Here is a 26,060-nt window from a genome sequence, read left to right as displayed (position 1 = left end):
GTGGAACGGGGCTATAGCTCAGCTGGGAGAGCGCTTGCATGGCATGCAAGAGGTCGACGGTTCGATCCCGTCTAGCTCCACCAACCTTCTTCTGAGAGAGGTTGGGGAATACCGTAACGCCGGTCAACGCGTACCACTTTTGTGGGGCTATAGCTCAGCTGGGAGAGCGCTTGCATGGCATGCAAGAGGTCGACGGTTCGATCCCGTCTAGCTCCACCACCATTTAAAAAGCCGACCTTAGGGTCGGCTTTTTGCTTTGTGTCATTTAACCTTCGCCGAATGCCGGCCAATAAAAAAGGCGCCCGCAGGCGCCTTGTTATCGCAGTCGGTTCGAGGCTTAGCCCAGCACCAGACCCGCGATGGAAGCGGACAGGATGCTGACCAGCGTAGAGCCGTACACCAGCTTCAGGCCAAAGCGTGACACCACGTTGCCCTGGTGTTCGTTCAGGCCCTTAATCGCACCGGCCACGATGCCGATGGAAGAGAAGTTGGCGAAGGACACCAGGAACACCGACAGGATCCCCAGGCTGCGCGGCGACAGCTCGGCAGAGACTTTCTGCAGTTCCATCATGGCCACGAATTCGTTGGAAACCAGCTTGGTGGCCATGATGCTGCCAACCTGCAGGGCTTCGTGCTTAGGAATGCCCATGATCCAGGCGAACGGATAGAAGAAGTAACCGAGGATTTCCTGGAAGCTCAGGCCGAAAATGGCGCTGAACACACCGTTGAGCGCGGCGATCAGGGCGATGAAGCCAATCAGCATCGCGGCGACGATAATCGCTACTTTGAAGCCCGCCAGGATGTATTCACCCAGCATTTCAAAGAAGCTCTGGCCTTCGTGCAGGTTGCCGAGGTGCAGCTCTTCTTCTTTATTGGTGTCGTACGGGTTGACCAGCGACAGCACGATAAAGGTGCTGAACATGTTCAATACCAGCGCCGCCACCACGAATTTGGCGTCCAGCATGGTCATATAGGCGCCGACGATGGACATGGAAACCGTAGACATCGCGGTCGCCGCCATGGTGTACATGCGCTTTTCCGACATCTTGCCCAGGATATCCTTGTAGGCGATGAAGTTTTCGGATTGCCCCAGGATCAGCGAGCTGACGGCGTTAAACGACTCCAGCTTGCCCATGCCGTTCACTTTCGACAGCACGGTGCCGATAATGCGGATGATGAACGGCAGCACCTTGATGTACTGCAGAATACCGATCAGCGCCGAAATGAAGACGATCGGGCACAGCACCTTCAGGAAGAAGAACGCCAGGCCTTTGTCGCCCATGCCGCCGAACACGAAATCAGTCCCTTGTCCCGCAAACCCGAGCAGTTTGTCAAACAGCGCGGCGAATCCTTTTACGAAGCCCAAACCCGCTTCCGAATGCAGGAAAAAGTAGGCCAGCAGTACTTCGATAACCAGTAGTTGAATAACATAGCGAATGCGGATGCTTTTACGATCGCGGCACACCAACAGGGCCAGGATCGCCACCACCACTATCGCCAACGCAAAGTGCGCAATATGGGACATGTTTGCTCCAAATTTGAGGCAGGCTGAATTTCGGCTGTCATTTTATGTAACGCTACGTTTAAAAACGAGACTTCTATTGCAAATATGGAAAATCATAGTGGGAGTTCTCCTAAAGTGTTGCGCAAAAGCATAAAAAATCAAGATGTTAAAGCAGCAATAGGAAATTCGTATTCTTGTGCTAACCTGTCTTTCAGGGGTATTGCAGCCAAAATCCCATCCCAAAAGCACGGAAATCGGCAAGCTCCGCGCTGAACCCTTCGATAAAACCGTTAATGTTGGCTATTACAGAGATAAGTTTTACCGCTCTAAATGCGCTTGATAATTATTATCATTTATATAGAGTGGAGATAAACGTAATTTCAGTAAGGGTTCAACATATGCTGAACAGTCGCGTGGTTGAAACCACCTCCGGTCGCTCCGCCAGAAAAATCAAACTCTCGCTCATGGGGCCCGCCTTCATCGCCGCTATCGGCTATATCGATCCCGGCAACTTCGCCACCAACATCCAGGCCGGCGCCTCATTCGGCTACAGCCTGCTGTGGGTGGTGGTTTGGGCCAACGTGATGGCGATGCTGATCCAGCTGTTGTCTGCCAAGCTGGGCATCGCCACCGGGAAAAATCTGGCCGAGCATATTCGCGATCGCTTTCCGCGGCCGGCGGTGTGGGCCTATTGGGTACAGGCGGAGATCATCGCCATGGCGACCGATCTGGCCGAGTTTATCGGCGCGGCGATCGGCTTCAAGCTGCTGCTCGGCGTCTCTCTGTTGCAGGGCGCAGTGCTGACCGGCATCGCCACCTTTTTAATTCTGATGCTGCAAAAACGCGGGCAAAAGCCGCTGGAGCTGGTGATCGGCGGCCTGTTGTTGTTCGTCGCCGCCGCCTATATCGTCGAGCTGGCGTTCTCCCAGCCGCAGTTGGCGCCGTTGCTGAAGGGCATGGCGCTGCCCGATTTGCCTAACGGCGATGCGGTATTCCTGGCTGCCGGGGTATTGGGCGCCACCATCATGCCGCACGTGATCTATCTGCATTCGTCGCTCACCCAAATCGGCGGCGAGCACGACAAGGCGGAACGCTATGCCGCTACCAAAGTCGACGTCGCCGTGGCCATGACCATCGCCGGTTTCGTCAATCTGGCGATGATGGCCACCGCCGCCGCCGCGTTTCATTTCAGCGGCCACAGCGGCATCGCCGATCTCGACGTGGCTTACCTGACGCTGCAACCGCTGCTCGGGCACGCCGCCGCCACCGTGTTCGGCCTGAGCCTGGTGGCGGCCGGCCTCTCTTCTACCGTGGTCGGCACGTTGGCGGGGCAGGTGGTGATGCAGGGGTTCGTGCGTTTCCATATTCCGCTGTGGCTGCGGCGCGCGGTGACCATGCTGCCGTCGTTTATCGTCATCATGTTGGGGATGGATGCGACGCGCATTCTGGTGCTGAGTCAGGTGCTGCTCAGCTTCGGCATTGCGCTGGCGTTGGTGCCGCTGCTGGCTTTCACCGGCAATCGGGCGCTGATGGGGGAAATGGTCAACGGCCCGCTGGTGCAAAACCTGGGCAAGCTGATCGTGCTGGTGGTGGTGGGATTGAACGGCTACCTGCTGATCGGCAGCGTGCTGTAAGCAAAAACAGTGCGGGCCGGCGTTGCGCCGGCCCGTCGTCGTTAATCGCGGTCGTCATCGCCGTGGCGGCGCCAGCGATCGCGGTCATGATCGTGGTGGTGCTTTTTCTCTTTCTTCCAGTGGTGCTTATCGTAGTGTTTGTCGTATTTACGATAGCGTCCTTCATGGTAGTAATAGTGTTTACGCCAGTAGTCGCCATCGCGCCAGCGATAGCCGTCCCAGTAGTAACCGCGACGGCTGCGGTCGCCGAGATAACGCCCCTGATGGCCTTGCCACCAGTCGCGATCCCGCCAATCGTAACCATCCCAATAGCGGCCGCGGTTATCCTGATCGCCGATGCGCAATGAAACGCCCGGCATCAGATCGATGCTGATCCCTTCGGCATGCGCCTGCTGTGCGGCGGGCAGTACCGTCGCCGCCAAAATGGCGGCCAAGAGCAGAGGTTTAAACATGGCTTCTCCTTCCCGCTTGCGCGGCCTGGCCGTTTGTCACTTTATGAAGCGCGTTCATCAGTTTAAAAGCGGCCTTATCGTTATTTTTGCTGCAATATCGGCATCATAGCGCCGGCGCATAGGGTTGAATCTGAGAGCCACTCTGAAAATGATACAGGAGGTTAAGATTTGAGATTTTTCTGGGGTAGCGCCGCTCGATTGAACGGCGGAATTTGTAAACGATTACAATAAGATTGTCTCGATCTGCGCGAGCTCTTCTTCACTAAAGTGACGATTGGCCAGCATGCCCACCGCGTCTTCTATCTGCGCATTCTTGCTGGCGCCGATCAGCACTGAGGTAACGCGATCGCCGCGCAGCACCCAGGCCAGCGCCATCTGCGACAGCTTCTGCCCGCGTTGCCGCGCCAGCGCATCGAGGCGGCGCACCTTGTCCAGTCGCTCGGCGGTCAGCTGCTCCGGCTGCAGGAAGCGGCTGCCGCTGGCGGCGCGAGAATCTTGCGGTATGCCGTGCAGGTAGCGATCGGTCAGCAGTCCGCCCGCCAGCGGCGAGAAGGCGATAGATCCGACGCCATGTTCCTCCAGCGTATCCAGCAACGCCGTCTCCGGCCCGCGTTCCAACATCGAATACTTTGGCTGGTGGATCACGCACGGCGTGCCGAGCCGCTGCAGAATGTCGAACGCCTGTCGCGCGCGCTCGGCTGGGTAGTTGGACAAACCGACATACAGCGCTTTGCCCTGGCGCACCAGCAGATCCAGCGCCGCCATGGTTTCTTCCAGCGGCGTGTCCGGATCCGGCCGATGATGATAAAAGATATCCACATACTCCAACCCCATGCGCTTCAGGCTCTGATCGAGGCTGGCGACCAGGTACTTTTTCGAGCCCCAATCGCCGTAGGGGCCGGGCCACATGGTGTAACCGGCTTTGGATGAGACGATCAGCTCATCGCGCCAGGCCCGTAGATCGGCGTTGAGAATGCGGCCAAAGTTCTCCTCGGCGGCGCCGGGCGGCGGGCCGTAGTTATTGGCCAGATCGAAATGGGTAATGCCGCGATCGAAGGCGCAGCGGATCAGGCCGCGGGCGTTGTCGTACAGCGTGGCGTCGCCGAAGTTGTGCCACAGCCCGAGTGAGACGGCGGGCAGCTTCAGCCCGCTGCGGCCGCAGCGCCGGTATTCCATATCTTGATAACGCGAGGGGGAGGCTGGGTAAGACATAGTTATCCTTGTCGGCGAGAGGTGAAGTGCTTTGAGTGTATACGTTTTCACCTCGCGCTGCCGCGGGAGGGATCACGGCGCCGGCATGTAACGCCAGGTTGCCGTTCGATGCCGGGATGATTGTTCGAAATTCGAACGGCATCTTCGATACTTAAGATAATCGCTCCAGTTGCAGACAGGTGATGATCATGACTCAGACCTATACGGTGGCCGATTATCTGCTCGATCGTCTGGCCCAAATCGGCATCCGTCATTTCTTCGGCGTGCCGGGGGATTACAACCTGCAATTTCTCGATCACGTCCTCGCTCATCCGCAAATCACCTGGGTAGGCTGCGCCAACGAACTGAACGCCGCCTACGCAGCCGATGGCTATGCGCGCTGCAAACCGGCGGCCGCGCTGCTCACCACCTTTGGCGTCGGCGAGCTGAGCGCGCTGAACGGCGTGGCCGGCAGCTACGCCGAATACCTGCCGGTGATCCACGTGGTCGGCACACCGGCGCAGCGCGCCCAGCGCGCCGGTGATTTGCTGCATCATTCGCTGGGGGATGGCGACTTCACTCATTTCGCCCGGATCGCCAAAGAGGTGACCGTCGCGCAGGCCGACCTGACCGCCGACAACGCCGCGCTGGAGATAGACCGCCTGATCGGCGCCGCCTTGCTGGAGCATCGCCCGGTTTACCTGATGTTGCCCAGCGACGTCGCGCAGGCGCCGCTGCCGAATAATCCGGCGCCGCTGATGCTGCGTCAGGCCAAACTGTCGCAGAGCGCATTGCAGGCGTTTATCGCCGCAGCGCGCGAAAAGCTGCTGTCGGCGCGGCGGGTGTCGCTGCTGGCGGACTTCCTCGCCGATCGCTTCGGCGCTGAAGCGGCGTTGGACGAGTGGCTGCAGGAGGTCGATATGCCGCACGCGACGCTGCTGCTCGGCAAGGGTGTGCTGGACGAGAACCGCGCCGGTTTCGTTGGTACCTACTGCGGCGGCGCCAGCGATCCGGCGGTGAAACAATTGATCGAAAACGCCGATGTGGTGATCAACGTCGGCGTACGCTTGACCGACACCATTACCGCCGGTTTCACGCATCATCTGCCGGTGGAAAAATGCATCGATATTCAACCGTTCGAAGCCTGGGTCGGGCGGCGGCGCTTTAGCCGCATTCCGATGCGCGAGGCGGTGCAGGCATTGCACCGCCTGAGCCTGTCGCTGGCGTCGCGTTGGCCGTTGCCGCCGATCGTCCGCCCGGCGCTGCCGGAAGGCGATGGGGAACGGCTGGATCAGCACGCCTTCTGGCGGCAGATACAGGATTTCCTGCGGCCGGGGGATATCGTGCTGGCCGATCAGGGCACCGCCTGTTTCGGCGCGGCGGCGCTGAGGTTGCCGCGTGGCTGCCGCCTGATCGTGCAGTCGCTCTGGGGATCGATCGGCTATACCCTGCCGGCGACGTTCGGCGTGCAGACCGCCGAACCGCAGCGCCGGGCAGTATTGCTGATCGGTGACGGCGCCGCGCAGTTAACCGTGCAGGAACTGGGATCGATGCTGCGCGACGGGCTTAAACCGGTGATCTTCGTGTTGAACAATCAGGGGTATACCGTTGAGCGCGCGATCCACGGGCCGGAGCAAAGTTATAACGACATCGCGCGCTGGAACTGGACGCAGTTGCCGACGGCGCTGGCCGGTGAGCGGCCGGTGAAGGCGTTGCGGGTCAGCGATCCGGACGGATTGCGTCAGGCGCTGCGCGAGGTAGCGGACGACGAGCGGCTGGCCTTCATCGAAGTGATGCTGCCGAAGATGGACATTCCGGAACTCCTCGATACCGTCTCTCGCGCTATTCAGGCGCGCAACGCCGCCGCTTAGGGCAGGGTGTCGCCCAGCAGGCGCTCCAGCATCCAGAACCCCGCCGGGCCCGGCGGGGTCAGTTTGGACCATACCGCATCCACCGAAATCAGTTTTGGCCAGCCGCGCGGGCGCAGCTGGGTGAGTCTGCCGTGGCCGTATTGCTGCACCAGCCAGTGCGGCAACACCGCCCAACCGAATCCTTGTTCCGCCATCTCCAGCAACAGCAGATAGCTGGGCGCCGACCAGACCAGTCCACCCTGTCTGGCCGCCTCGGCGCCGGTGTAGGTATTCAGGATCAGCTGGCGGGTGCTGGACAACTGCTCCGGCGTCGGCGCGGCGACCTGGGCCAGCGGATGCTGATGGGCGACGAACAGCCCCATTTCGGTCTGCTCAGGCAGCCGGGAGAAGGCGATATCCGGCGGATAACTTTTTTGCACTTCCACCATGCCCAAATGCGCGCGGCCGCTTTGCAGCAGATCGATGACGTCGCCTTCCTCGGCGATCATCCATTCCAGCTCAATTTCCGGGTAGCGCTGTTCGAACAGCTGCATCAACCGATCGTGATGCTTGGGCTGGTAGGTATCGGAAAACACCATGCTCAGGCGCGGTTCAACCTCGCCCGCCAGCTGAATGCTCAGGGCGTCGAGCCGTTCGCTGGCCGCGAGGATCGCCTGTACGTGCCCCAGCACTTTGCGGCCGGCGGCGGTGAGCACCGGCTGGCGCGCGCTGCGATCGAACAGCGTCAATGCCAGGTCGGCTTCCAGATTGGCGATGGCGGTGCTGACGGTGGATTGGCTTTTGCGCAGCTTGCGCGCGGCGGCGGAAAATGAGCCGAGGGCGGCGGCTTCCACGAACGCCTGCAACGCTTCCGGGGAATAGTGCATGATATATCTACTTTATCGATGGAACCTATTTTTAATCTACCCAAAAAAGCGATGATAATCACCTGGCTTTCGCAACAACTGTTGAAAAAAGGTGATGTATGCAACTGCAAAACAAGTCTCTCATTGAACGTATCGTCCACGCCGTCGGTTTCGAGGCCATCGCCGTGATGGTTTGCGCCCCGCTGGGCGCGTGGCTGCTGAACCGCTCAATGGTGCAGGTCGGTGCGTTGGCGGTGATGCTGTCCACCGTCGCTATGCTGTGGAACATGGTTTACAACACGGTGTTCGACCGCCTGTGGCCGGCCAGCCGGGTGGTGCGTAACCTGAAGGTGCGTGCGCTGCACGCCGTCGGCTTTGAAGCCGGTTTTATCCTGATCGGCGTGCCGATCGCCGCCTGGATGCTGAGTATCTCCTGGGCGCAGGCGTTTATGCTGGAAATCGGTTTCTTCCTGTTCTTCCTGCCGTACACCATGGCCTATAACTGGCTGTACGACACGCTGCGCCAGCGCTGGTTCGAGGCGCGCCAGCCGATCAATTCCGGCGCCAAATAAGGCGTCGTCAGACTGACGATTCTCAGGTAAGGTCAGAGGATCGTCGGAAATGCTGAGGAACGAAGGATGAAAGTGTTGGGTCTGCTGGGCGGCATGAGCTGGGAATCCACCATTCCGTATTACCGCACCATCAACGAGCAGGTAAAGGCGCGCCTCGGCGGGCTGCATTCGGCCAAAATCGTGCTCTACAGCGTCGATTTCCAGGAGATTGAGCGCTTGCAGCACCAGGGCGATTGGGACGGCGCCGGCCGGCTGTTGGCCGAGGCCGCGGTGGCGTTGCGCGCCGCCGGCGCCGAAGCCATCGTGATCTGCACCAACACCATGCACAAGGTGGCGGAGGCGGTCGAGCAGGCCAGCGGCCTGCCGCTGATTCACATCGCCGACGCCACGGCGCTGCAGGTGCGGGAGAAAAACATTCGCCGCGTCGGGCTGCTGGGCACGCGTTTTACCATGGAGCAGACCTTCTACCGCGGCCGCCTGCAGGAATTGCACGGCATCGACGTGGTGACGCCGGTCAGCGCCGATCGTGACATCGTGCACCGCATCATCTATGACGAACTCTGCCTCGGCAAAATTCGCGACGCCTCGCGCGACGAGTATCGCCGGATCATCAGCGATCTGGAACAGCAGGGGGCGCAGGGGATTATTTTCGGCTGCACCGAAATAGGCTTGCTGGTGAGCGAGCGGGATGCGTCGGTGCCGGTGTTCGACACCACCGCGATCCACGCCCGCGCCGCCGCGGCGTTCGCGCTGGCCTAATCGTCGTGCGGCGGTTGCCGGCGGTTTACCAGCATCAGCGGTTTGCCCGCCAGCGCCAGCCAGGCGGGCAGCATCACGATGCACAAGACCGGCAGCAGGTGCAGATCCGGCACTACCGCCACCGCCATAAACAGGCTGAGCCAGCCGTCGCGCGTTACCACCAGCACCAGCCCCATGATGGCGCAGGAGACGGTGATCGCCGCCGGCACCGCCGGAACGTGCTGATGCAGCATCAGGCCCAGCGCCGTGCCGACGAACACCGCCGGGAAGATGCGCCCGCCGCGAAAACCGCAGGCGGCGGCGATCACCAGCGCCGCCAGCTTGGTCAGGGTAATGGTCAAAAGCGCCGGCACCGAATAGCTGTCGTCCACCGCCAGGCGTTTCATCTCATCCAGCCCCTTGAACAGGGTAATCTCTCCGCCCAACAGCGCCAGCAGCCCCAGCACAAAGCCGCCCAGCCCTAACATCAACACCGGATTCTTCATTGAATGGAACAGGCGGTGAACGTGCGGGAAACACCACAGCGCCACCATGCCGAGCGCGATGGCGATCAGCGCCACGATGGCGCCGCTGAAGATGTCCGGCAGCCGCGTCACGTCGTAGGCGTCGAGCTGCAGGGCGAAATTGGGCACGAAGAACATCTGGGTGGTGACCGCGCCGGCGGCGGCGGCCACCAGCGGGGCGAACAGCCGATCCCACAGCGGCGTTTCGTTATTGCCGGCCAGGGTTTGCGAAAAGATCAGCGCGGCGGCGACCGGTGTGCCGAACATTGCGCCGATGGTGCCTGCCGCGGCCAGGATGATCCAGTCCATGCGCGGCACTTTCGGCAGCAGGCGCGCGCCGGCCGCCGCCGCCAGTGCGATGTTGATGGCGGTGATCGGGTTCTCCGGCCCCAGACTGACGCCGCCGGCCAGGCCGACGATCAGCGCCAACCCCAACCCCGGCAGGGCGGAGAGCGGCAGCGGCATGCCGATCAGCGATTCCGTCGCCGGATCCGGCCCGGCGTGACCCGGCATATAACGCACGATCAGGCCGACCGCCACGCCGGTCAGCGTCAGCATCGCAACCGGCCACCAGGGCGACTGGGCGTCCAGGCTCAGCGCATCGGGCAGCGTCACCCACAGTAATTGCTGCAATGCGGCGGCAATTTTCATCACCAACAGCAGCACCAGACTGGAAGCGGAACCGATAATCAGCGCAGGCAAAGCAAAGGCCAACATGGCATTGGCGCGCGGATGCAGCATGAATAATCCCTTGTCGATGCCTCCCTGCGGGGCAGGGAGAGCGGGTGGTTGGGCAGTGGCCACAGCTTGCCAGACTATCGGCGCGCAGGCACGCATTGATATTGCCCGGCGGCGATGGCGGTTAACAGTCGCCGGGGGGCATTTTTTGCCGCAATTTGTTTCAAATCGCGGCATAGCGGGCAAGCTGAAACGTTTTTTGTGATCCGGATCGCTATTGAGGTGCAGATCCGAGGCGGGTGATTGTTGTTTTCGCAGCAGGATTTTACAGTGTGGGCAGCGTGTTATTTTTCATTTTGCGGAGACGAAATCAATGACCTATGCCCTCGTGGGTGATGTTGGCGGCACCAATGCCCGCCTGGCGTTGTGCACTGTTGCGACGGGTGAGATTACCCAGGCGAAAACCTATTCCGGCCTGGAGTTCGACAGCCTGGAGGCGGTGATCCGCCACTATCTGAAAGCGTGCGATATCGAGGTGCAGGATGCCTGCATCGCGATCGCCTGCCCGGTGACGGAAGACTGGGTCGCGATGACCAACCATAGCTGGGCGTTCTCGATCAAAGAAATGAAGGCCAACCTGGGGTTGAGTCATCTGGAAGTGATCAACGATTTCACCGCCGTCTCGATGGCGATCCCGATGCTCTCGCCGGACGACGTGCTGCAGTTTGGCGGCGGCGATGCGCAGCCGGGCAAACCGATCGCGGTGTACGGCGCCGGCACCGGGCTGGGTGTTGCCCACCTGGTGCAGGTCGATCGCCGCTGGGTCAGCCTGCCGGGCGAGGGCGGCCATGTCGATTTCGCGCCGAACAGCGAAGAAGAAGACATTATTCTGGAGGTGCTGCGCGGTGAAGTGGGGCACGTTTCCGCCGAGCGCGTGCTGTCCGGGCCGGGCCTGGTCAACCTGTATCGCGCCATCGTCAAGGCGGACAACCGCCTGCCGGAGAAACTGGCGCCGAAGGACATTACCGAGCGGGCGCTGGCCGACAGCTGCATCGACTGCCGCCGTGCGCTGTCGCTGTTTTGCGTGATCATGGGGCGCTTCGGCGGCAACCTGGCGCTGAATCTGGGCACCTTTGGCGGCGTGTACATCGCCGGCGGCATCGTGCCGCGCTTTATGGAATTCTTCAAGGCCTCGGGCTTCCGCGCCGCCTTCGAAGACAAAGGGCGTTTCCGCGACTATGTGCGCGACATTCCGGTGTTCATGATAACCCATGGTCAACCGGGCCTGTTGGGGGCCGGCGCGCATCTGCGCCAGACGCTGGGCATGCGGCTGTAAGCCGCGCGGCAGGGCAATAAAAAAGGGGCGCAACCCGCAGGTTGCGCCCCTTGTCGTTTTCGCGGGGTATCAGGCTTTGGCCAGCTCCGCCGCCTGTGCGGTTTCTTCGCTTTCCATTTCCACCGCCTTCGGCGCTTTGATGAACAGCGTAATCAGCAAAGAAGCGGCGGACAGGATGCCAATCACCATGAAGGTGGCGTGGAAGCCGCCGAAGTATTTGGCGACGAACGAACCGGCCAGCGCGCCCAGGCCGAAGCCCTGGTAGATGATGCCGTAGTTTTTGCTGTGGTTTTTCAGGCCGAAGAAGTCGCCGACAATCGCCGGGAACACGGTGATGTTGCCGCCGAAGCAGAAGGCCACCGCGCCGACGCAGATGAAGAACAGCGTGTGGTTCAGGGTCATGAAGCTCAGGGCGACAATCGCCAGCACGGTAACCAGCATGGTGAAGCTGATGACGCGCATACGGCCCACTTTATCGGACAGCGTCCCCAGGATGATGCGGCCGGCGGTGTTGAAGATGGCGACGGCGGACACGGTGTTGGCGGCGGTGGCCAAGTCCATCCCGGCCAGTTGAACGCCCATGTCTTTCACGATGCCAATCAGATACAGACCGCTCATGCAGGCGGCAAAGAAGATGGTGAACAGCAGGTAGGCTTCTTTGGTGGCCAGCATCTGGCGCACGCTGAAGTCGTTGCCCAGACCATTGGCGCCTTGCTGTGCGGCGTTGGTCGCCAGCACCGGCTCTTTCAGCAACAGGGAACCGACGACGATCAGGCCCATCACGATGGCACCCCAGTAGAAGAAGGCGCCGGAAACGCCGACGTCAGCGATCAGGGCGGCGTTGACGTATTTGAACAGCAGGCTGCCGCTGCCGAAGGCGCCGACGGAGATGCCGGAAATCAGGCCTTTGTTGGCGGGGAACCACTTAATCAGGTTGGACAGGGTGGAGATGTAGGCGATACCGACCGCAAAGCCCACCACCACGCCAGCCAGCAGGTAAATCATGTCGAGCGAGCTGACGTGGGCGCTGGCGATGAGACCCAGGCCGACCAGAATGCCGGAACACAGCGTCAGATTGCGGATGCCGAAGCGTTCTTGCAGCTTGCCGGCGAACAGCGTGGCGAAGGCCAGGAAGAAGCTGGTGATGGAGAAGGTGGTGGCGACGTCCGCCAGCCCCCAGTGGAACTTGTCGACCAGCGGCTGGTTGAACAGGCTCCAGGTGTAGATGGTGCCCAGACCCATCTGACAGATGATGGTGCCGAGAACGATTAAGCTGCGATTTGCCGGTTTGGTGTTCATGGCCGGTCTCCTTCCTGTGTGTGCGTTGCCGGGCGTGAGCCGTTGGCTGAAATTTGCGGGGTGAATCTGTGTTCCCGCGGTATGGGCTTATTATATGGCCGGCGCCCCCGGCGGGCGGCGGATAGGGAATGAGTTGCACGATGGAAGGAATGAAATGCATTTTATACGGCGTGAGTTGCCGTTTTTGCGCCGAAAAGCGCGTGAAATGCCGGGGGTGACACGTGATCTACATCAAAGATATCAACGATTTATTGTTAATCACCGGTGAACGATTGTGGTGAAATTGTGAAGGATGCGTCTGCAAGGCGTAAATCGGCATTGCGCCTATAGAGCGGCGGCGAGCGCGGGACTATGTTATCTGCGATCGGACGAGGTCCGCTCTGCAGGAGTCCATGAAATGAAAAAAACGCTGTTGTTACTGGCCGCGCTGCTGGCGCTGCCGCTGGCGAGCCAGGCCGACGTGTCCATCGGCGTGAACGTGCCGGGCCTGTCGTTGCATATCGGCGATCGCGATCATCGCGGCCACTACTGGGACGGCTATCGCTGGCGCGATCCGCGTTGGTGGGCCGATCATCACCGGTATGAACGCCCGCGCGGGTACTATTACGGCCCGCCGCCACGGGTGATTTACTACGGGCCGCCGCGGCGCGACTGGCGAGATCGGCCGCATTACCGCATGCCGCCACCGCCGCCGCCCGGCTATTACTACCGTCCGGGCCCGCGCTGGTAAGCGCTTACAGGCGCATCAGCTTGCGAAACTCTTTCACCTTGCTGCGGCTGACCGGCACTTCAAACTCAAGATCGCTCAGCCGCAGAATGTAGGTATTGTTGAACCAGGGCACGATCTCGCGGATCTTGGCCAGGTTAACGCAGTAAGAGCGGTGGCAGCGGAAGAAATGTTCTTCCGGCAGCCGGCCGTAAAACTCGGTGAGGTTCATCGGCATCACGAACTCTTCCCGGCGAGTGTAGACCCGCGTCACCTTTTCATCGGCGGCGGCGTAATAGATGTCGTTGATGTCGGTAACGATGATCCGCTCGTCTTTGATCAGGTTGATGCTGTGGCTGCCGCGGCTCGGCGCGCTGGTCGGTTCCGCCGCGCCGGCGGGGCGATGATGCAGCGCCTCCAGCTTTTGCAGCATGGTGACGATGCGCGCCTCGTGATAGGGCTTGAGGATATAGTCGAACGCTTCGATCTCGAACGCTTCCACCGCGTGCTCTTTATAGGCGGTGATGAACACGATAGACGGGCGATGCGCGAATTTGCTGATGTTTTGCGCCAGCAACACGCCGTCCAGCGACGGGATGTTGATGTCGAGGAAAATGGCGTCGACCTGGTGGGTCTGCAGGTATTTGAGGACGTCGAGGCCATCCTCGAAGGTGGCGACGATATCGATATTGCTGTGTTTCTTGATCAGGTAGCTGAGTTCTTCCTGCGCGAGGAATTCGTCTTCCACGATGATGGCTTTCATGAGGCCTCCCCGATCGGCGGCGCGCTCGATTCCTGATGCAGCTTGCCGCCGTTTTTGCTGATGTAGAACGCGATTTCGGTGCCCGGCTCCAGGCGGCGGATATGCAGCCCTTCACCGTACAGCAGCGACACGCGGTGGTGTACGTTGAGCAGGCCGATATTGTGGCCCGGCATCTCGTTGCGCGCCACCCGATCGATGGTTTCCTGATTGATGCCGTGGCCGGTATCCTTCACCGATATTTTCACCCGGTCGCCCAGATCTTTCACCGCGATCACGACTACCCCTTTGCCCTTGCAGGGCTGGATGCCGTGCACGATGGCGTTCTCCACCAGCGGCTGGATCAGCAGGCTCGGAATGCGCACCGAGACGTCGTCGTCGATGTCGTAAATCACCGTCAGCTTGGCGCCGAAGCGCGCCTGTTCGATGGCGATATAATCCTGGATCTGATGCAGTTCCTTGCGGATATCGATCAGTTCGTCGTTCAGCTCCAGGTTGTAGCGCAGGTAGCGCGACAGATTGATGATCAGCTGGCGCGCGGTGTCCGGATTCAGGCGGATGGAGGAAGAGATGGCGTTCAGCGCGTTGAACAGGAAGTGCGGGTTAATCTTGCTCTGCAGCGCGCGCATTTCGGCTTTATCCGCCATCTGGCGCAGATGCTCGATGCGCGAAACTTCCATCTGCGTGGAGATGATCTGCGACAGCCCGACCGCCATCACTTTCAGCGTGTTGGTGATCTGGTGAGCGTGGCAGTAGTAAATTTTCAGCGCGCCGGTCACTTCGCCCTTTTCCCACAACGGCACCACCAGCTGCGAATGGATCTGCGGCGCGGCCGGGTTTTCCAGGTTGTTTTTGATGATGATTTTGCCGTGGCGAATGCTTTCGCGGGTAACGCGGCTCAGCCCTTCGCGGCCGATCGGGTAGGCTTCGCGCCCCACGCCGACGTAAGCCAGCACCTGATGGGTATCAGTGATCGCCACCGCGTCGGCGCGGATGTCCTGGCGGATGATATCGCAAATGGTGGCCAGCGATTCGCTGTTGATGTTGCGAAAATAGGGCAGCGTCTTGTGGGCGATATCCAGCGCCAGCTTGGCCTGGCGTGCGGCGATCACCTCTTTTTCATCTTCGACGCTCTGCACCAGCAGCACGATCAGGCCGATGCACACCGTGCCGAGGATCATCGGCAGGGCGATCTGCGACACGATGTCGAGCCCAAGCTCGGTCGGCTTGGCCCACAGCACGATCAGCAGCATGGTGAGGGATTCGCACAGCATGCCGCCGACGATGCCGGCGCGCCAGCGCTGCTCTTTTCTCACCTTGAGGTTGATGTAGCCGGCGCTGATGCCGGCGATGATGCTGGTGATGAGGCAGGGCACCGAGGTGATGCCGCCGATGTCGATCAGATAGCGGTGCACCCCGGCGATGATGCCGGTGACGATCCCCACCCAGGGGCCGAACAGGATGCCGCCGGCCATGATGGCGATGACGCGCACGTTGACCAGCGAGCCCTCAACGTTGATGCCGGAGTAGGTGCTGAACAGCGCGAACAGCGAGAAGATCGCCGTGACGATGCCGAGCTCGAGCGGCGTATGGTCTTCTTTTTGCAGCAGTTGGCGGAACAGCCGGGTGCGGGTCAGAAAAAACAGACAGATCAACATCAGCGCGGCGCGATCAAACACCGCCAACAGCATTTCAAAAAAAGGGTGCACGACGGGTTCTCGCTGCGGCCTACGGATGGCGGCAGTATACCACAGCGAGAAAGGCCCGTGGCTCAGGCCGGCGGTCAGCGCATGCCGAGCTGCGCTTTGCCCAGCGGCGTCAGCAGATCGGCGGTGGCGCGGCCGTCAAAATCCACTTCGAAGTCGTCGGGAGCGAAGTCCGGCGGTGTTCTGCCGTCGATAAAGCTCGGCAGCTGACGCTGCAGGTAGGCGTCGTTTTTTGCGCAGCCCGGCGCGGCGGCGATGTACATCACGTTGCTGTCGAACTCGCCGTTATGCTCGTTCTCCACCGCGTGGATCACGTCGCAATGCCAAAATACCGTGTCGCCCGGCTCCAGATCGGGAATAGGGGAAATCCCACTTAATAAAAGGGGATGCCATTTTTCCGAGATCGACAGCGCGCGGCCCGGCGCCGCATCGCACAGATCGTCGTCGGCGACGTCGTCCTGCAGCGCGCGCAGCAACACATAGGCCATGGCGTTGGCGATCGGCACCAGGTTCAGCGTGCCGGCGTTAGTGCGCTGCGGTGTCAGCGCCGTCCAGCCCTGGAAGGTGCGGAACATCGAGCAGACCGCCGGGGAGGCAATTTCGCGCACTTCGGTGCGGCCGTCGGCGGCAAAGGGATCGTATTGCTGCCAGTCGCCGGAGAACACGTGGCGATACACATAGCGGAAATTCTCGTCCAGCCAGCGCTCGATGGTGCCGCTGTCGACGTGCGGCGACAGGCCCAGCGACGAGGAGTTCGGCGGGCGGCGGCGGGTGCGATCGGCGTAGGTGGCGACGCGGGTCGGATCGAAATGCTGCTTGCCGTTGCTTTCGGTGGCCCACAGGCTGTTGAGGAACACCTGCACCGCATGCATGCGCGCATCCTGCCGCGCTTCGACCTGCGGCTTTGACCAATAGATGCCATAAATCTGTGGTTTGCTGGCGGCCAGCTTGCCGAAATAGTTGTCTTCGGCAGCGTTTTTCAACCGCTCGACGAAGTTGTTGCGCTCGAGATAGTCGCCGATTTCCCGGTTCCAGCCTTCGGCCTTGGCGCGGGGAAACACGCCGCGAATGGCGCAGGCGCCGCGCTGTTTGATCAGCGCTATCTGTTGATCGCTGACGCGCTGCTGCAGGATATCTTCCGCGTCGATCTGCGGCACCGGATTATGGCCGGCGGCCAGCTCGCGGCGGATCTGGTCGACCTGGCCGCGGATGTTCTCCTCCAGCGCCAGAAAAACTTCGCGGTAGTTCGGCAAGGCCTGGCGCAGCTGGCGCTTGACGTTAACGATCGTCTGCGGAATATCATCGATGACTAAAGAGGCCATGGTGTTCTCCTGGTGCCGCGTGAGTCACTGCGGCGGACGGTTGTAGGGAATCGGGCAAGACGTTATGGTTTTGTGGTTTTAACGTAAATGATTATCGGCAACCAATCGGGGAAAATAAAGAGGTATCTTTCATTCGTAAGTTCCTCTTTTTCGTTTTTCGGAGATTTTATGAAGCTGGTCACTGAACGCTTGTACTTACAGTCGATAACCGCCGAGGACTGGCCGCTGTTTCTGCACCTTTACCAGGATCCTGAGGTGATCCGCTATATCGCCGATCCGCTCAGCGAAGCGGCGATCCGCGAGCGTTTCGACGCGCGGCTGCCGGCCTGGGACAAACACGGCGATCAGTGGCTGTGCCTGGTGATGCGTGAGAAGCACAGCGGGGAGGCGGTGGGCATTACCGGCTTTCGCCCGCAGTGGCTGCCGTATCGGCAGGCGGAGGTGGGATATGGCAGTTTGCCCTCCGGCCAGGGCAAGGGCTATGGCAAGGAGTCGCTGCGGGCGGTGCTGGATTTTGCGGTGAACGCCTGCGGTTTTCACAAGCTGACCGCTACCGTGACCGCCGGCAACCTCGCCTCGCGCGGCCTGCTGGAGTCGTGCGGTTTTCAGCTGGAAGGCACGCTGCGCGATAATTTCCGCCTGGCGGGAGAGTGGCGCGACGACTGTCTGTTCGGGCTGTTGGCGGCGGAGTTTCAGGGCGGCAAATAAAAATATCGCGCCGGGTATCGACAAGCTCGCCGGCGCTGCGCTATGTTCGATATTCGGTCAGTTCGCTGGCCAGCGTCGCTCGGACGGTCCGGGCGCTAACGTTTATCGAGGAATCCCCTATGGCTGATAACAGTCCACAGCGCCGTTTTACGCGCATTGAACGTCTTCCCCCTTACGTATTCAACATCACCGCCGAACTGAAAATGGCCGCACGCCGTCGCGGTGAGGATATTATCGATTTCAGCATGGGGAACCCCGACGGCCCGACGCCGCCGCACATCGTGGAAAAACTGTGCGCCGTCGCCCAGCGCGACGACACCCACGGTTATTCCACCTCGCGCGGCATTCCGCGCCTGCGCCGCGCCATTTCGCGCTGGTATGCCGATCGTTATCAGGTGGATATCGATCCGGAAAGCGAAGCCATCGTCACCATCGGTTCGAAAGAGGGGCTGGCGCATCTGATGCTGGCGACCCTCGATCACGGCGATACCGTGCTGGTGCCGAATCCCAGCTACCCGATCCACATTTACGGCGCGGTGATCGCCGGCGCCCAGGTGCGTTCGGTGCCGCTGGTGGACGGCGTGGATTTCTTCAGTGAACTGGAGCGCGCCATTCGGGAAACCATTCCGCGCCCGAAAATGATGATCCTCGGCTTCCCGTCCAACCCGACCGCGCAGTGCGTGGAGCTGGATTTCTTCGAGCGGGTGGTGGCGCTGGCCAAACAGTACAACGTGCTGGTGATCCACGATCTGGCCTATGCCGATATCGTCTATGACGGCTGGAAAGCGCCGTCGATCATGCAGGTGCCGGGGGCGAAAGACATTGCGGTGGAGTTCTTCACCCTGTCGAAAAGCTACAACATGGCCGGCTGGCGCATCGGTTTCATGGTCGGCAACCCTGAGCTGGTCAGTGCGCTGGCGCGCATCAAGAGTTATCACGACTACGGCACCTTTACGCCGCTGCAGGTGGCGGCCATCGCCGCGCTGGAAGGCGATCAGCAGTGCGTGCGCGATATCGCCGAGCAGTATCGGCAGCGCCGCAACGTGTTGGTGAAGGGGCTGCACGAGGCTGGCTGGATGGTGGAAAATCCGAAGGCGTCGATGTACGTGTGGGCGAAAATTCCCGAGCCTTATGCCCACCTCGGTTCGCTGGAGTTTGCCAAACGCCTGCTGGCGGAAGCCAAGGTCTGCGTCTCGCCGGGCATTGGCTTTGGCGACTACGGCGATACCCACGTGCGCTTCGCGCTGATCGAGAATCAGGATCGTATCCGCCAGGCGGTGCGCGGCATCAAGGCGATGTTCCGCGCGGACGGGCTGCTGAAGCCGGGCAAAGCCGGCAGCGCCAAATAATCCTGTCAGGCCGGGCGTTCGCCCGGCCTTATTTTTTTCCGTCCCAAGGTTTTCTTCATTATTTCCCCATTATGCTCAACTACGCTGAATTTTATTTTTTGGACAGAGTGAATGAGCAACCGCTACGCGCGATCGCAAATCGTTTTACATTGGCTGACGTTGCTGATGGTGATCCTCACCTATGCGGCGATGTTGCTAAAAGATTCGGTGCCGGAGGCGTGGGCGCCGATGGTCAAAAATCTGCATTTCAACTTTGGGGTATCGGTCTTTGTCCTGATGCTGATTCGGTTGGCGGTGCGTTCTTTCCACGCTGCGCCGCCGACCACGCCCCCGCTGGAAGAATGGCAGGAGGTAGGCGCGAAGATTTTCCATTGGCTGCTGTACGTGGTCTTCCTGATGTTGCCGTTGCTGGGCATGTTAACCCTGGCCTACGGCGGGAAATCGTGGTCTTTGCTGGGCTGGCCGGTGCCGCACTGGGTGACGCCGGAGCCGGTGATGCGCAAGCTGGTTAAAACGGTGCATGAGACGCTGGCAAACGTTGGCTACTTTATCATTGGCGCGCATGCGCTGGCGGCGCTGTATCACCACTACCTGCGCAAGGACGACACCCTGCGCCGCATGATGCCGGGCAAATGATCGCTAGCCGAAACGACAAAGGGACGCTTGCGCGTCCCTTTGTCTGTGTTCCTGGTGTGGCTGCTGTCAGGCAACCATCAACATGAAGGTGCCAACCCAGGCAACCAGCATGAATGACACGCCCATCAAAAAATATTTCACTGAACAACTCCTGTCTGGAGTCCTCGCCAGCAATGATCCCGATTGTTGTGCTGAGTGTTTTATGGACAACCGGCTTGTCGGGCGGATTCTTCCAAGCGAAAGAACAACGTCCTCGAGCGCCGGGTGTCCGGTTGTCGCGCCTCATGCTCCGTGAGGTAAAATCCGAACCGCGACAGGATCGGCGCTAATGTACTCTCAATACTGGTCTGATTTCAATACTGTGTTTTTGATCACAATTTTAGGCTATTTTTTAAACAGTGCGGGCTGTTTTATAACGCTTTTTATAAGCAAGCGACAGAAAGTAGCCCGCCGTGTGGCGGGCTTTAAAATCGGGTATTGCAATACGGTGGCAGGCGCTCAGGCGACGGCGTTGATGCCGGTCGCCAAAATGACCCAAAAAACGAGACAAGACAGCAGAATAACGGCCCAAATATGACGGCGACTCCACTCCATTTTTAGCCTTCGTTGTTGCGACAAGTGATTAGGTAGCCATCATATCGGCGCAAAACGGGGGAAATTTAGCCCCCTTGGATAATATTTCGCTTACCTGCCGCTAACTTATTGGCAAACTTCACTTATCGTCACGCGCACTTCGTAGCCCAGCAGATACAACGCCTGCTCCAGCGCTTCCACTTTTGAGGCGTAGCCGATATCCAGCAACCGCTCCATTTGCCCGCCGTTGAAACCCAGCTTGCGCGCCAGCGCCGCTTTACCGGTGTTTTTGCGCAGCATCGCGTTGTGCAGTTCGATCTTCAGCGCCACCAGCGCCGGCAGATGTACCCTCAAGTCATCGGTTTGCGAAGGAGAAGGGGCGGGCAGGGGCAGCCCTTCATCCATCGCGGCGGCGATGGCGGCCAGCAGGCTTTCCTGCGCTTCCAGCTCGATGTCTTCGCGTTTATAGCAGGCAGATTGCCACTCGGGGAAGTCGTGGAAACCGATCTGCCAGGCGTCGCTGTCGCTATCGAAGGTGTAATGGGCGGGGTAGTGGCTGTACATGGCAATCCCTGATTGAAACCAGAATGAGGCGCTATTGTGACGGCGCGGCCGGCGGATAGCCATAGCCTTGAGCAGAATGGCGCTCAATCGGCATGTTCACGCGGCTTGCGACGCCGCACATCGGGCGGCAACAGCAGGGCGCAGATCATGACGGCCAGACTGAACAGCGGCAGCCAGCGCGCCACCGGGCCGGGAGAGTAATTGTTCAGCACCGAACACACATAGCACGCCACGGCCAGCGCCCAACCGGGCAGGCCGATATCGTTGAGCCGAAACGCGGTTTTGGCCATAAACCACGCCACCAGGCCAAAACAGAACAGCGCCCACACCATGATGCACAGCAGATACAGCAGCACCGAGACGAATTCCTCGGTGTCGCCGTGCGCATGGGCGCGAAAATGGTTTTTATCCAGGTAGGTCGACAGAAACGACAACAGCACGATGCCAACGGCGAAGATCGCCAGCGAGAAAACAAAGGGTTTGCGCGAGATGCGCCCGCGGTAAAGGTCTTTGGCGAGTTGTCCGAGAGATTCCATCACAGTCCGTTGTCGTAATCATTGACCGCCCGGCGGCGGCCGGATGGCAAGCAGCCGGGCATTTTAACGGGGCAAACGGGGGCGTCAAGGTGATAACTTTTCTCATTTAGTCGCGGTTGAGATTCCACGCGGTCGCACCGGGCGTCCTTTCACCGTGCAAAACGTCACAATTTGGCACGTTTGGCTACCTGGCGCGGTAATTGGCGGCATAATCCTGTTTGTTCGCGTTGAACAATGCATTAACATAACTCCCACTTATCTCTTGCATGGCTATATGGATATCCGATGCGTCACCTGGTTGCGCTTTTACCGCTGATTACCTTGCTTGCTGCCTGTAGCAGCACGCCGAAACCCAGTACCACCGCTACGCCGCAGAGCACCCCGGTAAAGGGCGGCTTTTTGCTGAGCCCGGCGCACAGCGGCGCGCCGCTGGGAGGGGATTTCGCCAATAACCCGAATACCGCGCGCTTCATCGATAAGATGGTGCAGGAACACGGGTTTGACCGGCAGCAGCTGCACGACGTGCTGGCGCAGGCTCGGCGATTGGACTCGGTGCTGCGGCTGATGGACAGGCAGGCGCCGACGCCGTCTACCCAGGGCCCAACCGGGCCGAACGGTTCCTGGCTGCGCTACCGCAACAAGTTCATCACTCCGGATAACGTGCAAAACGGCGTAGTGTTCTGGAATCAATATCAGGATGCGCTGCAGCGCGCCTGGCAGGTATACGGCGTGCCGCCGGAGATCATCGTGGGGATTATCGGCGTGGAGACCCGCTGGGGCCGCGTAATGGGTAAAACCCGCATTATCGACGCGCTGGCGACGCTGGCCTTCAACTACCCGCGCCGCGCCGATTACTTCGCCGGTGAGCTGGAAACCTTCCTGCTGATGTCGCGCACTGAAGGCGACGATCCGCTCGAACTGCGCGGCTCCTTTGCCGGCGCGATGGGCTATGGGCAGTTCATGCCTTCTTCCTTCAAAAGCTACGCGGTCGACTTCAACGGCGATGGGCATATCAACCTGTGGGATCCGGTCGATGCCATCGGCCGCGTGGCCAATTACTTCAAGGCGCACGGCTGGTCCAAAGGCGAGCCGGTCGCCATTCAGGCCAACGGCCAGGCACCGGGGCTGGAAAACGGCTTCAAGACGCGCTACTCGGTCGCCGCGCTGGCGGAAGCCGGCCTAAGCCCGCAGGGCTCGCTTGGCGATAATCAGGAAGCCAGCCTGCTGCGGCTGGACATCGGCACCGGCTACCAGTATTGGTACGGCCTGCCGAACTTCTACGTCATCACCCGCTATAACCACAGCACCCATTACGCCATGGCGGTATGGCAACTGGGCGAAGCGGTCGGGCGCTCGGCGCGCGGCGGCTTCTGACGCTGCGTCAATAAACGAAAAAGGCCGCTTGCGCGGCCTTTTTTGCGTTCTGAGCAATCAGAAATCGTAGCGCAGGCGCACCACGGTCATATCGCCGAGGTTGTCGGTGCTCGATGTCAGCACATGCTCCACGTCAACGCGGAAACCGTAGTCAAACTGCACGGTAACCCCGAGGCCGTTGTCGATGCGCTGGTAGTTGCGGCCGGTGATGTATTCCAGGCGGTCGCCCATGAAGTACGGCATCACCGATTTCACCGCGTACTGGCCAACCGGCACGGTATAACCGGCCAGGTATTCGATACCCCATGCGTCGCCGGCGAAGTAATTATTGATGTCGGCTTTCTTGGTGGTCAGGAAGTCGTTGTAGTAACCGCCGCCGAAGGTGAGGGTCCAGTTGTCCGGTTTCCAACTGATGGCGGTACCGAAAATGTTCTGGTCATAGCTCTTGCTGCCGCTGGTGGACGGATTGCGCATTTCGGCGCGGGTGTAGTTCCAGGCGGTGCCCCAGGTCAGATCCGGCGTAATGTGGTAATCCACGCCCAGTGAGCCGCCGCCTTTGCGCTTGTAGCGCAGGCCGTTGCCCGGCAGATAGTCGCTGTCGCTGAATAGGTACGAAGCGTAAACGTCCGCATCGCCGAAGCGGTTCTTGTACTTCAGCATTTTGCGTGAGCGATAAGAGCCGTCGTAGTCGCCGTTGATGCCGTTGCCCGGTGCCTGGGCCAGCATGTCGTAGTCCCAGATATCGGTTTTGGCGCCAACCACATCGTAGTAAACGCTGTTCTGCTGACCGAAGGTCATCTGGCCCCAGGTGTTGCTTTTCAGGCCGGTGTACAGCATGCGGCGGCTGGTGTTTCTCGCGCCGTCGGCATAGTGGTGATCCCAGTCGAACAGCGCCGGAATGTTCACGCCCAGCTCGTAGTAGCTGATCCAGCTGATATCGTCGAACAGGTAGTAGTCCGCCGCGAAACGGAAGCGGGTGCCGCCGTCGAAGCCGTTACGCTTGTAGGAGCCCTTGTCACCGTCGCCCGTCATGTTGTTGAACTGCGGACGGATACTGCCGCCAACGGTGAAGTTCAGGCGGCTGAGCGGATCGCCAGCCTGCGGATCCTGCTTCAGCAGGGTGATTTCCGCCTGAGCGGCGAACGACGCGCTGCCGATCGCCAGACCCAGCGCCACCGCTTGAGTCAATACGCGCAATTTCATTGCCATGTGTTATCCCTGTTTTATGTATGACCGCCCCCATCAGCGCCGCCATGCCGATGTTTTGCGCAGAACGCTGCGTTTTCACGCATTTTGACGGTTTTTTTGGTGTTTTAGCGGCGGGCGGCATTTGTAACATAAACGATAAAATAAATAATTACTTTTCTTGCTAATTACTGGCCGGTTTTTGACCATTTCGTGCGGTGAAAAGGGCCGCTTTTCATGCCTTTCGATTCGGATGAATTCATCTAACGCCAAGGTTTATATTTTTCATTTGTCAGTCATCGGCGTCAGCCTGTAATTTTATCCGTGCAAGAGATAATTAATTAAAGCCTGTCACCGCCGTATTAACGTTAGCCGCTTTCTGCGTAATCGGTCGGCAGGAATAAGCGATTGGGAGGTCGCCATGAGGAATCTGTTCATGTTGTTGGTGGGGCTGTTTTCATTACCGGCGATGGCGGCGGAATCGCACGTTTGTCATTCTCAAGCTTATGATTATGCAGAGGTTAGTAAACTCAGGTTGTCTGACGATACCCTGTTTTCCTGCCGCGGCGTGGGGCGCCTGACGATCCCGGAACTGGCGCGCAAAGGATGGAAGGTGATTCATTTGGCGCAGCAAACTGAATATACCGACTCCGTCGACAGCGATGGTGAGGTTATTAAAATTTATCAGGAAATCGTGGTGTATAAAGAATAACGCGACGGCAGCCTGTGATTATTTCAACGGCGGCGAGAATCCTATTATGAATGCAAGAATCGGTATTGACGGCAGGGCTGCGGCCGCCATGGTGGTGCTTTGCGCCATCTGGGGAATGCAGCAGGTGGCGATCAAGGCTGCCGAAGCGGATGTGTCGGCGGTGCTGCAAATTGCCATTCGCTCGGGTCTCGCCGCGTTGGGGGTATACCTGCTGGCGCGTTGCCGCGGCGAGTGTTTCACCTGGGATCGCGCCACGCTGAGCGCCGGTTTGAGCGTAGGGGCATTGTTCGCGCTGGAGTTCTTTTTTGTCTCCGAAGGGTTGCGCTATACCAGCGCCTCGCATATGGCGGTGTTTTTGTACACCGCGCCGCTGTTTTCCGCCCTTGGCCTGCATTTCCTGATCCGTCAGGAGCGCCTGTCGCCGGTGCAGTGGCTGGGCATGCTCATCGCCTTTGGCGGCGTGGTGCTGGCCATATCGGGCATGGCCGAGGGAAGCGGCGGGGCCGATCGGCTGAAAGGCGATTTCTATGGCCTGCTGGCGGGGATCGCCTGGGGCGGTTCTACCCTGGTGATCCGTACCACGTGCCTGGCGGAGTGCCCGGCCAAACAGACGCTGCTGTTCCAGTTGACGGGCGCCTGTGTACTGCTGTCGCTGCTGGCGCTGGCGACGGACAATTTGCACGTTGTCCTGAGCCCCGTGGTCTGGAGCAGCCTGTTGTTCCAAACGGTGATCGTGTCGTTTTTCAGCTACCTGATCTGGTTTTCACTGTTGCGCCGTTATCAGGCTTCCTCGCTGGGCATTCTCACCTTTATGACGCCGGTATTCGGCATCCTGGCGGGGGCCGTCATTCTCGGCGAACCATTGCAAATTGAATTTGTATTGGGTGCCGTGCTGATCGTACTGGGGTTAATCGTAGTGAGTTGTTCATATCTTATTTATGTTGACCGAAGGGTGGTACCAAAAATATAAATTATGGATGTTGATGTACAGAACTACCAAATAAGCTGCGAAAGCCAATTCATTATTCAGCTGCAAATATCCCGCTATGCTTGGGGCGTGCCGTTGATTACGCTCAGCGATAACGGTGATTTCACCGTAATAAGAAGCCGGGGTTGGGCGAGGTTGGCTAATGGGATGCAATTGGAGGTTTATTATTTTGCCAATAATACCCTGCTGGCCTGGGATAAAAACCGCAAATATATCTCTTATTCAAAGGCCGGCCGGCTCTACGCCTGCGCGCTGCATTTTTCTTATTCTCCCAAAATAGAGCGCTAACCCTCCGGC

At 59.7% G+C, this 26,060-nt stretch carries 27 protein-coding genes and 2 tRNA genes; 16 read left to right on the top strand and 13 right to left on the bottom strand.

Annotation, left to right across the window (positions count from 1 at the left end; genetic code table 11):
* Positions 1 to 7 precede the first annotated feature (7 nt).
* Positions 8 to 83, top strand: a tRNA-Ala gene (locus tag IT763_RS16705).
* A gap of 60 nt (positions 84 to 143) precedes the next feature.
* A tRNA-Ala gene (locus IT763_RS16700) sits at positions 144 to 219 on the top strand.
* A gap of 118 nt (positions 220 to 337) precedes the next feature.
* Here the strand turns inward: IT763_RS16700 and IT763_RS16695 are convergent.
* Positions 338 to 1,525: a NupC/NupG family nucleoside CNT transporter gene (locus tag IT763_RS16695; protein WP_004936373.1), complete on the bottom strand. Its 1,188-nt coding sequence runs from the start codon at positions 1,523 to 1,525 to the stop codon at positions 338 to 340.
* Positions 1,526 to 1,902: 377 nt separating this feature from the next.
* Between IT763_RS16695 and IT763_RS16690 the strand changes: the two genes are divergently transcribed.
* Positions 1,903 to 3,138 carry an Nramp family divalent metal transporter gene (locus tag IT763_RS16690; protein ID WP_004936371.1) on the top strand — a complete coding sequence of 412 codons (1,236 nt, stop codon included), beginning with the start codon at positions 1,903 to 1,905 and terminating at the stop codon, positions 3,136 to 3,138.
* A 41-nt stretch (positions 3,139 to 3,179) separates the two neighbouring features.
* On the opposite strand, the gene IT763_RS16685 is transcribed toward IT763_RS16690, so the two are convergent.
* Together IT763_RS16685 and mgrA are read right to left on the bottom strand one after the other, a co-directional pair.
* Entirely contained in the window at positions 3,180 to 3,590 is a 411-nt protein-coding gene (locus IT763_RS16685; RefSeq protein ID WP_004936369.1) for a DUF2502 domain-containing protein, read from the bottom strand.
* A 222-nt stretch (positions 3,591 to 3,812) separates the two neighbouring features.
* A complete protein-coding gene (gene mgrA, locus IT763_RS16680; protein ID WP_016926806.1) occupies positions 3,813 to 4,802 on the bottom strand; it encodes an L-glyceraldehyde 3-phosphate reductase in 990 nt (329 codons plus the stop codon).
* Between the two features lie 188 nt (positions 4,803 to 4,990).
* Here mgrA and IT763_RS16675 point away from each other — a divergent pair, with 188 nt between their 5' ends.
* The gene (locus IT763_RS16675) at positions 4,991 to 6,652 is read left to right on the top strand and encodes an alpha-keto acid decarboxylase family protein (RefSeq protein ID WP_206194858.1); all 1,662 of its coding nucleotides are present in this window, start codon (positions 4,991 to 4,993) and stop codon (positions 6,650 to 6,652) included.
* On the opposite strand, the gene IT763_RS16670 is transcribed toward IT763_RS16675, so the two are convergent.
* Positions 6,649 to 7,518 carry a LysR family transcriptional regulator gene (locus tag IT763_RS16670; protein ID WP_016926808.1) on the bottom strand — a complete coding sequence of 290 codons (870 nt, stop codon included), beginning with the start codon at positions 7,516 to 7,518 and terminating at the stop codon, positions 6,649 to 6,651. The genes IT763_RS16675 and IT763_RS16670 overlap by 4 nt on opposite strands.
* 98 nt (positions 7,519 to 7,616) lie before the next feature.
* Between IT763_RS16670 and IT763_RS16665 the strand changes: the two genes are divergently transcribed.
* Positions 7,617 to 8,069, top strand: a complete 453-nt coding sequence (locus tag IT763_RS16665; RefSeq protein WP_049300106.1) for a multidrug/biocide efflux PACE transporter — start codon at positions 7,617 to 7,619, stop codon at positions 8,067 to 8,069.
* Between the two features lie 66 nt (positions 8,070 to 8,135).
* Complete coding sequence (locus IT763_RS16660) at positions 8,136 to 8,828, top strand: aspartate/glutamate racemase family protein (protein ID WP_016926810.1); 693 nt, start codon at positions 8,136 to 8,138, stop codon at positions 8,826 to 8,828.
* Here the strand turns inward: IT763_RS16660 and IT763_RS16655 are convergent.
* On the bottom strand, positions 8,825 to 10,072 hold the full coding sequence (locus tag IT763_RS16655; RefSeq protein ID WP_206194857.1) for an ion channel protein: 1,248 nt from the start codon (positions 10,070 to 10,072) through the stop codon (positions 8,825 to 8,827). The two genes, IT763_RS16660 and IT763_RS16655, sit on opposite strands and share 4 nt — an antisense overlap.
* A gap of 310 nt (positions 10,073 to 10,382) precedes the next feature.
* On the opposite strand from IT763_RS16655, the gene glk reads away from it, so the two are divergent.
* Positions 10,383 to 11,345, top strand: coding sequence for a glucokinase (gene glk / locus IT763_RS16650; RefSeq protein WP_016926812.1), 963 nt, complete (start codon positions 10,383 to 10,385; stop codon positions 11,343 to 11,345).
* A gap of 69 nt (positions 11,346 to 11,414) precedes the next feature.
* On the opposite strand, the gene IT763_RS16645 is transcribed toward glk, so the two are convergent.
* Entirely contained in the window at positions 11,415 to 12,644 is a 1,230-nt protein-coding gene (locus tag IT763_RS16645; protein WP_049300103.1) for an OFA family MFS transporter, read from the bottom strand.
* Between the two features lie 397 nt (positions 12,645 to 13,041).
* Here IT763_RS16645 and IT763_RS16640 point away from each other — a divergent pair, with 397 nt between their 5' ends.
* A complete protein-coding gene (locus IT763_RS16640) occupies positions 13,042 to 13,374 on the top strand; it encodes a DUF2502 domain-containing protein (RefSeq protein WP_016926814.1) in 333 nt (110 codons plus the stop codon).
* A 4-nt stretch (positions 13,375 to 13,378) separates the two neighbouring features.
* Here the strand turns inward: IT763_RS16640 and IT763_RS16635 are convergent, their stop codons facing one another.
* The 3 genes from IT763_RS16635 to IT763_RS16625 all read right to left on the bottom strand — a co-directional run bounded on the left by IT763_RS16635 (position 13,379) and on the right by IT763_RS16625 (position 17,138).
* On the bottom strand, positions 13,379 to 14,113 hold the full coding sequence (locus tag IT763_RS16635; RefSeq protein ID WP_004936341.1) for a LytTR family DNA-binding domain-containing protein: 735 nt from the start codon (positions 14,111 to 14,113) through the stop codon (positions 13,379 to 13,381).
* The gene (locus IT763_RS16630) at positions 14,110 to 15,801 is read right to left on the bottom strand and encodes a sensor histidine kinase (protein ID WP_116403446.1); all 1,692 of its coding nucleotides are present in this window, start codon (positions 15,799 to 15,801) and stop codon (positions 14,110 to 14,112) included. Before IT763_RS16630 ends, IT763_RS16635 begins: the two co-directional genes overlap by 4 nt.
* A gap of 92 nt (positions 15,802 to 15,893) precedes the next feature.
* Entirely contained in the window at positions 15,894 to 17,138 is a 1,245-nt protein-coding gene (locus IT763_RS16625) for a DUF1479 domain-containing protein (RefSeq protein WP_143778423.1), read from the bottom strand.
* Between the two features lie 168 nt (positions 17,139 to 17,306).
* On the opposite strand from IT763_RS16625, the gene IT763_RS16620 reads away from it, so the two are divergent.
* From IT763_RS16620 to IT763_RS16610, 3 genes are all read left to right on the top strand, one after another.
* A complete protein-coding gene (locus IT763_RS16620) occupies positions 17,307 to 17,846 on the top strand; it encodes a GNAT family N-acetyltransferase (protein WP_206194856.1) in 540 nt (179 codons plus the stop codon).
* 119 nt (positions 17,847 to 17,965) lie between these two features.
* On the top strand, positions 17,966 to 19,195 hold the full coding sequence (alaC, locus tag IT763_RS16615; protein ID WP_004936329.1) for an alanine transaminase: 1,230 nt from the start codon (positions 17,966 to 17,968) through the stop codon (positions 19,193 to 19,195).
* 111 nt (positions 19,196 to 19,306) lie between these two features.
* On the top strand, positions 19,307 to 19,831 hold the full coding sequence (locus IT763_RS16610; protein ID WP_016926819.1) for a cytochrome b: 525 nt from the start codon (positions 19,307 to 19,309) through the stop codon (positions 19,829 to 19,831).
* A gap of 66 nt (positions 19,832 to 19,897) precedes the next feature.
* Here the strand turns inward: IT763_RS16610 and ypdK are convergent, their stop codons facing one another.
* Positions 19,898 to 19,972: a membrane protein YpdK gene (gene ypdK, locus IT763_RS16605; RefSeq protein WP_099782600.1), complete on the bottom strand. Its 75-nt coding sequence runs from the start codon at positions 19,970 to 19,972 to the stop codon at positions 19,898 to 19,900.
* 187 nt (positions 19,973 to 20,159) lie between these two features.
* Between ypdK and IT763_RS16600 the strand changes: the two genes are divergently transcribed.
* Positions 20,160 to 20,408 carry a hypothetical protein gene (locus IT763_RS16600; protein WP_206194855.1) on the top strand — a complete coding sequence of 83 codons (249 nt, stop codon included), beginning with the start codon at positions 20,160 to 20,162 and terminating at the stop codon, positions 20,406 to 20,408.
* A gap of 122 nt (positions 20,409 to 20,530) precedes the next feature.
* On the opposite strand, the gene IT763_RS16595 is transcribed toward IT763_RS16600, so the two are convergent.
* Positions 20,531 to 20,968: a hypothetical protein gene (locus tag IT763_RS16595; RefSeq protein WP_004936322.1), complete on the bottom strand. Its 438-nt coding sequence runs from the start codon at positions 20,966 to 20,968 to the stop codon at positions 20,531 to 20,533.
* Between the two features lie 83 nt (positions 20,969 to 21,051).
* The gene (locus tag IT763_RS16590) at positions 21,052 to 21,504 is read right to left on the bottom strand and encodes a DUF805 domain-containing protein (protein ID WP_164053304.1); all 453 of its coding nucleotides are present in this window, start codon (positions 21,502 to 21,504) and stop codon (positions 21,052 to 21,054) included.
* Positions 21,505 to 21,789: 285 nt separating this feature from the next.
* Here IT763_RS16590 and mltB point away from each other — a divergent pair, with 285 nt between their 5' ends.
* The gene (gene mltB / locus IT763_RS16585) at positions 21,790 to 22,878 is read left to right on the top strand and encodes a lytic murein transglycosylase B (protein ID WP_206194854.1); all 1,089 of its coding nucleotides are present in this window, start codon (positions 21,790 to 21,792) and stop codon (positions 22,876 to 22,878) included.
* A 57-nt stretch (positions 22,879 to 22,935) separates the two neighbouring features.
* Here the strand turns inward: mltB and IT763_RS16580 are convergent, their stop codons facing one another.
* Complete coding sequence (locus IT763_RS16580) at positions 22,936 to 24,087, bottom strand: porin (RefSeq protein WP_015378636.1); 1,152 nt, start codon at positions 24,085 to 24,087, stop codon at positions 22,936 to 22,938.
* A gap of 397 nt (positions 24,088 to 24,484) precedes the next feature.
* On the opposite strand from IT763_RS16580, the gene IT763_RS16575 reads away from it, so the two are divergent.
* The 3 genes from IT763_RS16575 to IT763_RS16565 are packed head-to-tail and all read left to right on the top strand — an operon-like array spanning position 24,485 to position 26,051.
* Complete coding sequence (locus IT763_RS16575; protein ID WP_206194853.1) at positions 24,485 to 24,775, top strand: hypothetical protein; 291 nt, start codon at positions 24,485 to 24,487, stop codon at positions 24,773 to 24,775.
* Between the two features lie 46 nt (positions 24,776 to 24,821).
* Positions 24,822 to 25,745: a DMT family transporter gene (locus IT763_RS16570; protein ID WP_206194852.1), complete on the top strand. Its 924-nt coding sequence runs from the start codon at positions 24,822 to 24,824 to the stop codon at positions 25,743 to 25,745.
* Between the two features lie 3 nt (positions 25,746 to 25,748).
* Positions 25,749 to 26,051 (top strand): hypothetical protein, encoded by a 303-nt coding sequence (locus IT763_RS16565; RefSeq protein ID WP_033639734.1) that lies wholly within the window; start codon positions 25,749 to 25,751, stop codon positions 26,049 to 26,051.
* The last annotated feature ends 9 nt before the right edge of the window (positions 26,052 to 26,060 follow it).

Origin of the sequence: Serratia sp. CMO1, assembly GCF_015689115.1 — a bacterium.
In the GTDB taxonomy this organism is placed as follows: Bacteria; Pseudomonadota; Gammaproteobacteria; order Enterobacterales; family Enterobacteriaceae; genus Serratia; species Serratia marcescens.
This window is presented reverse-complemented; position numbering and strand designations above follow the sequence as displayed.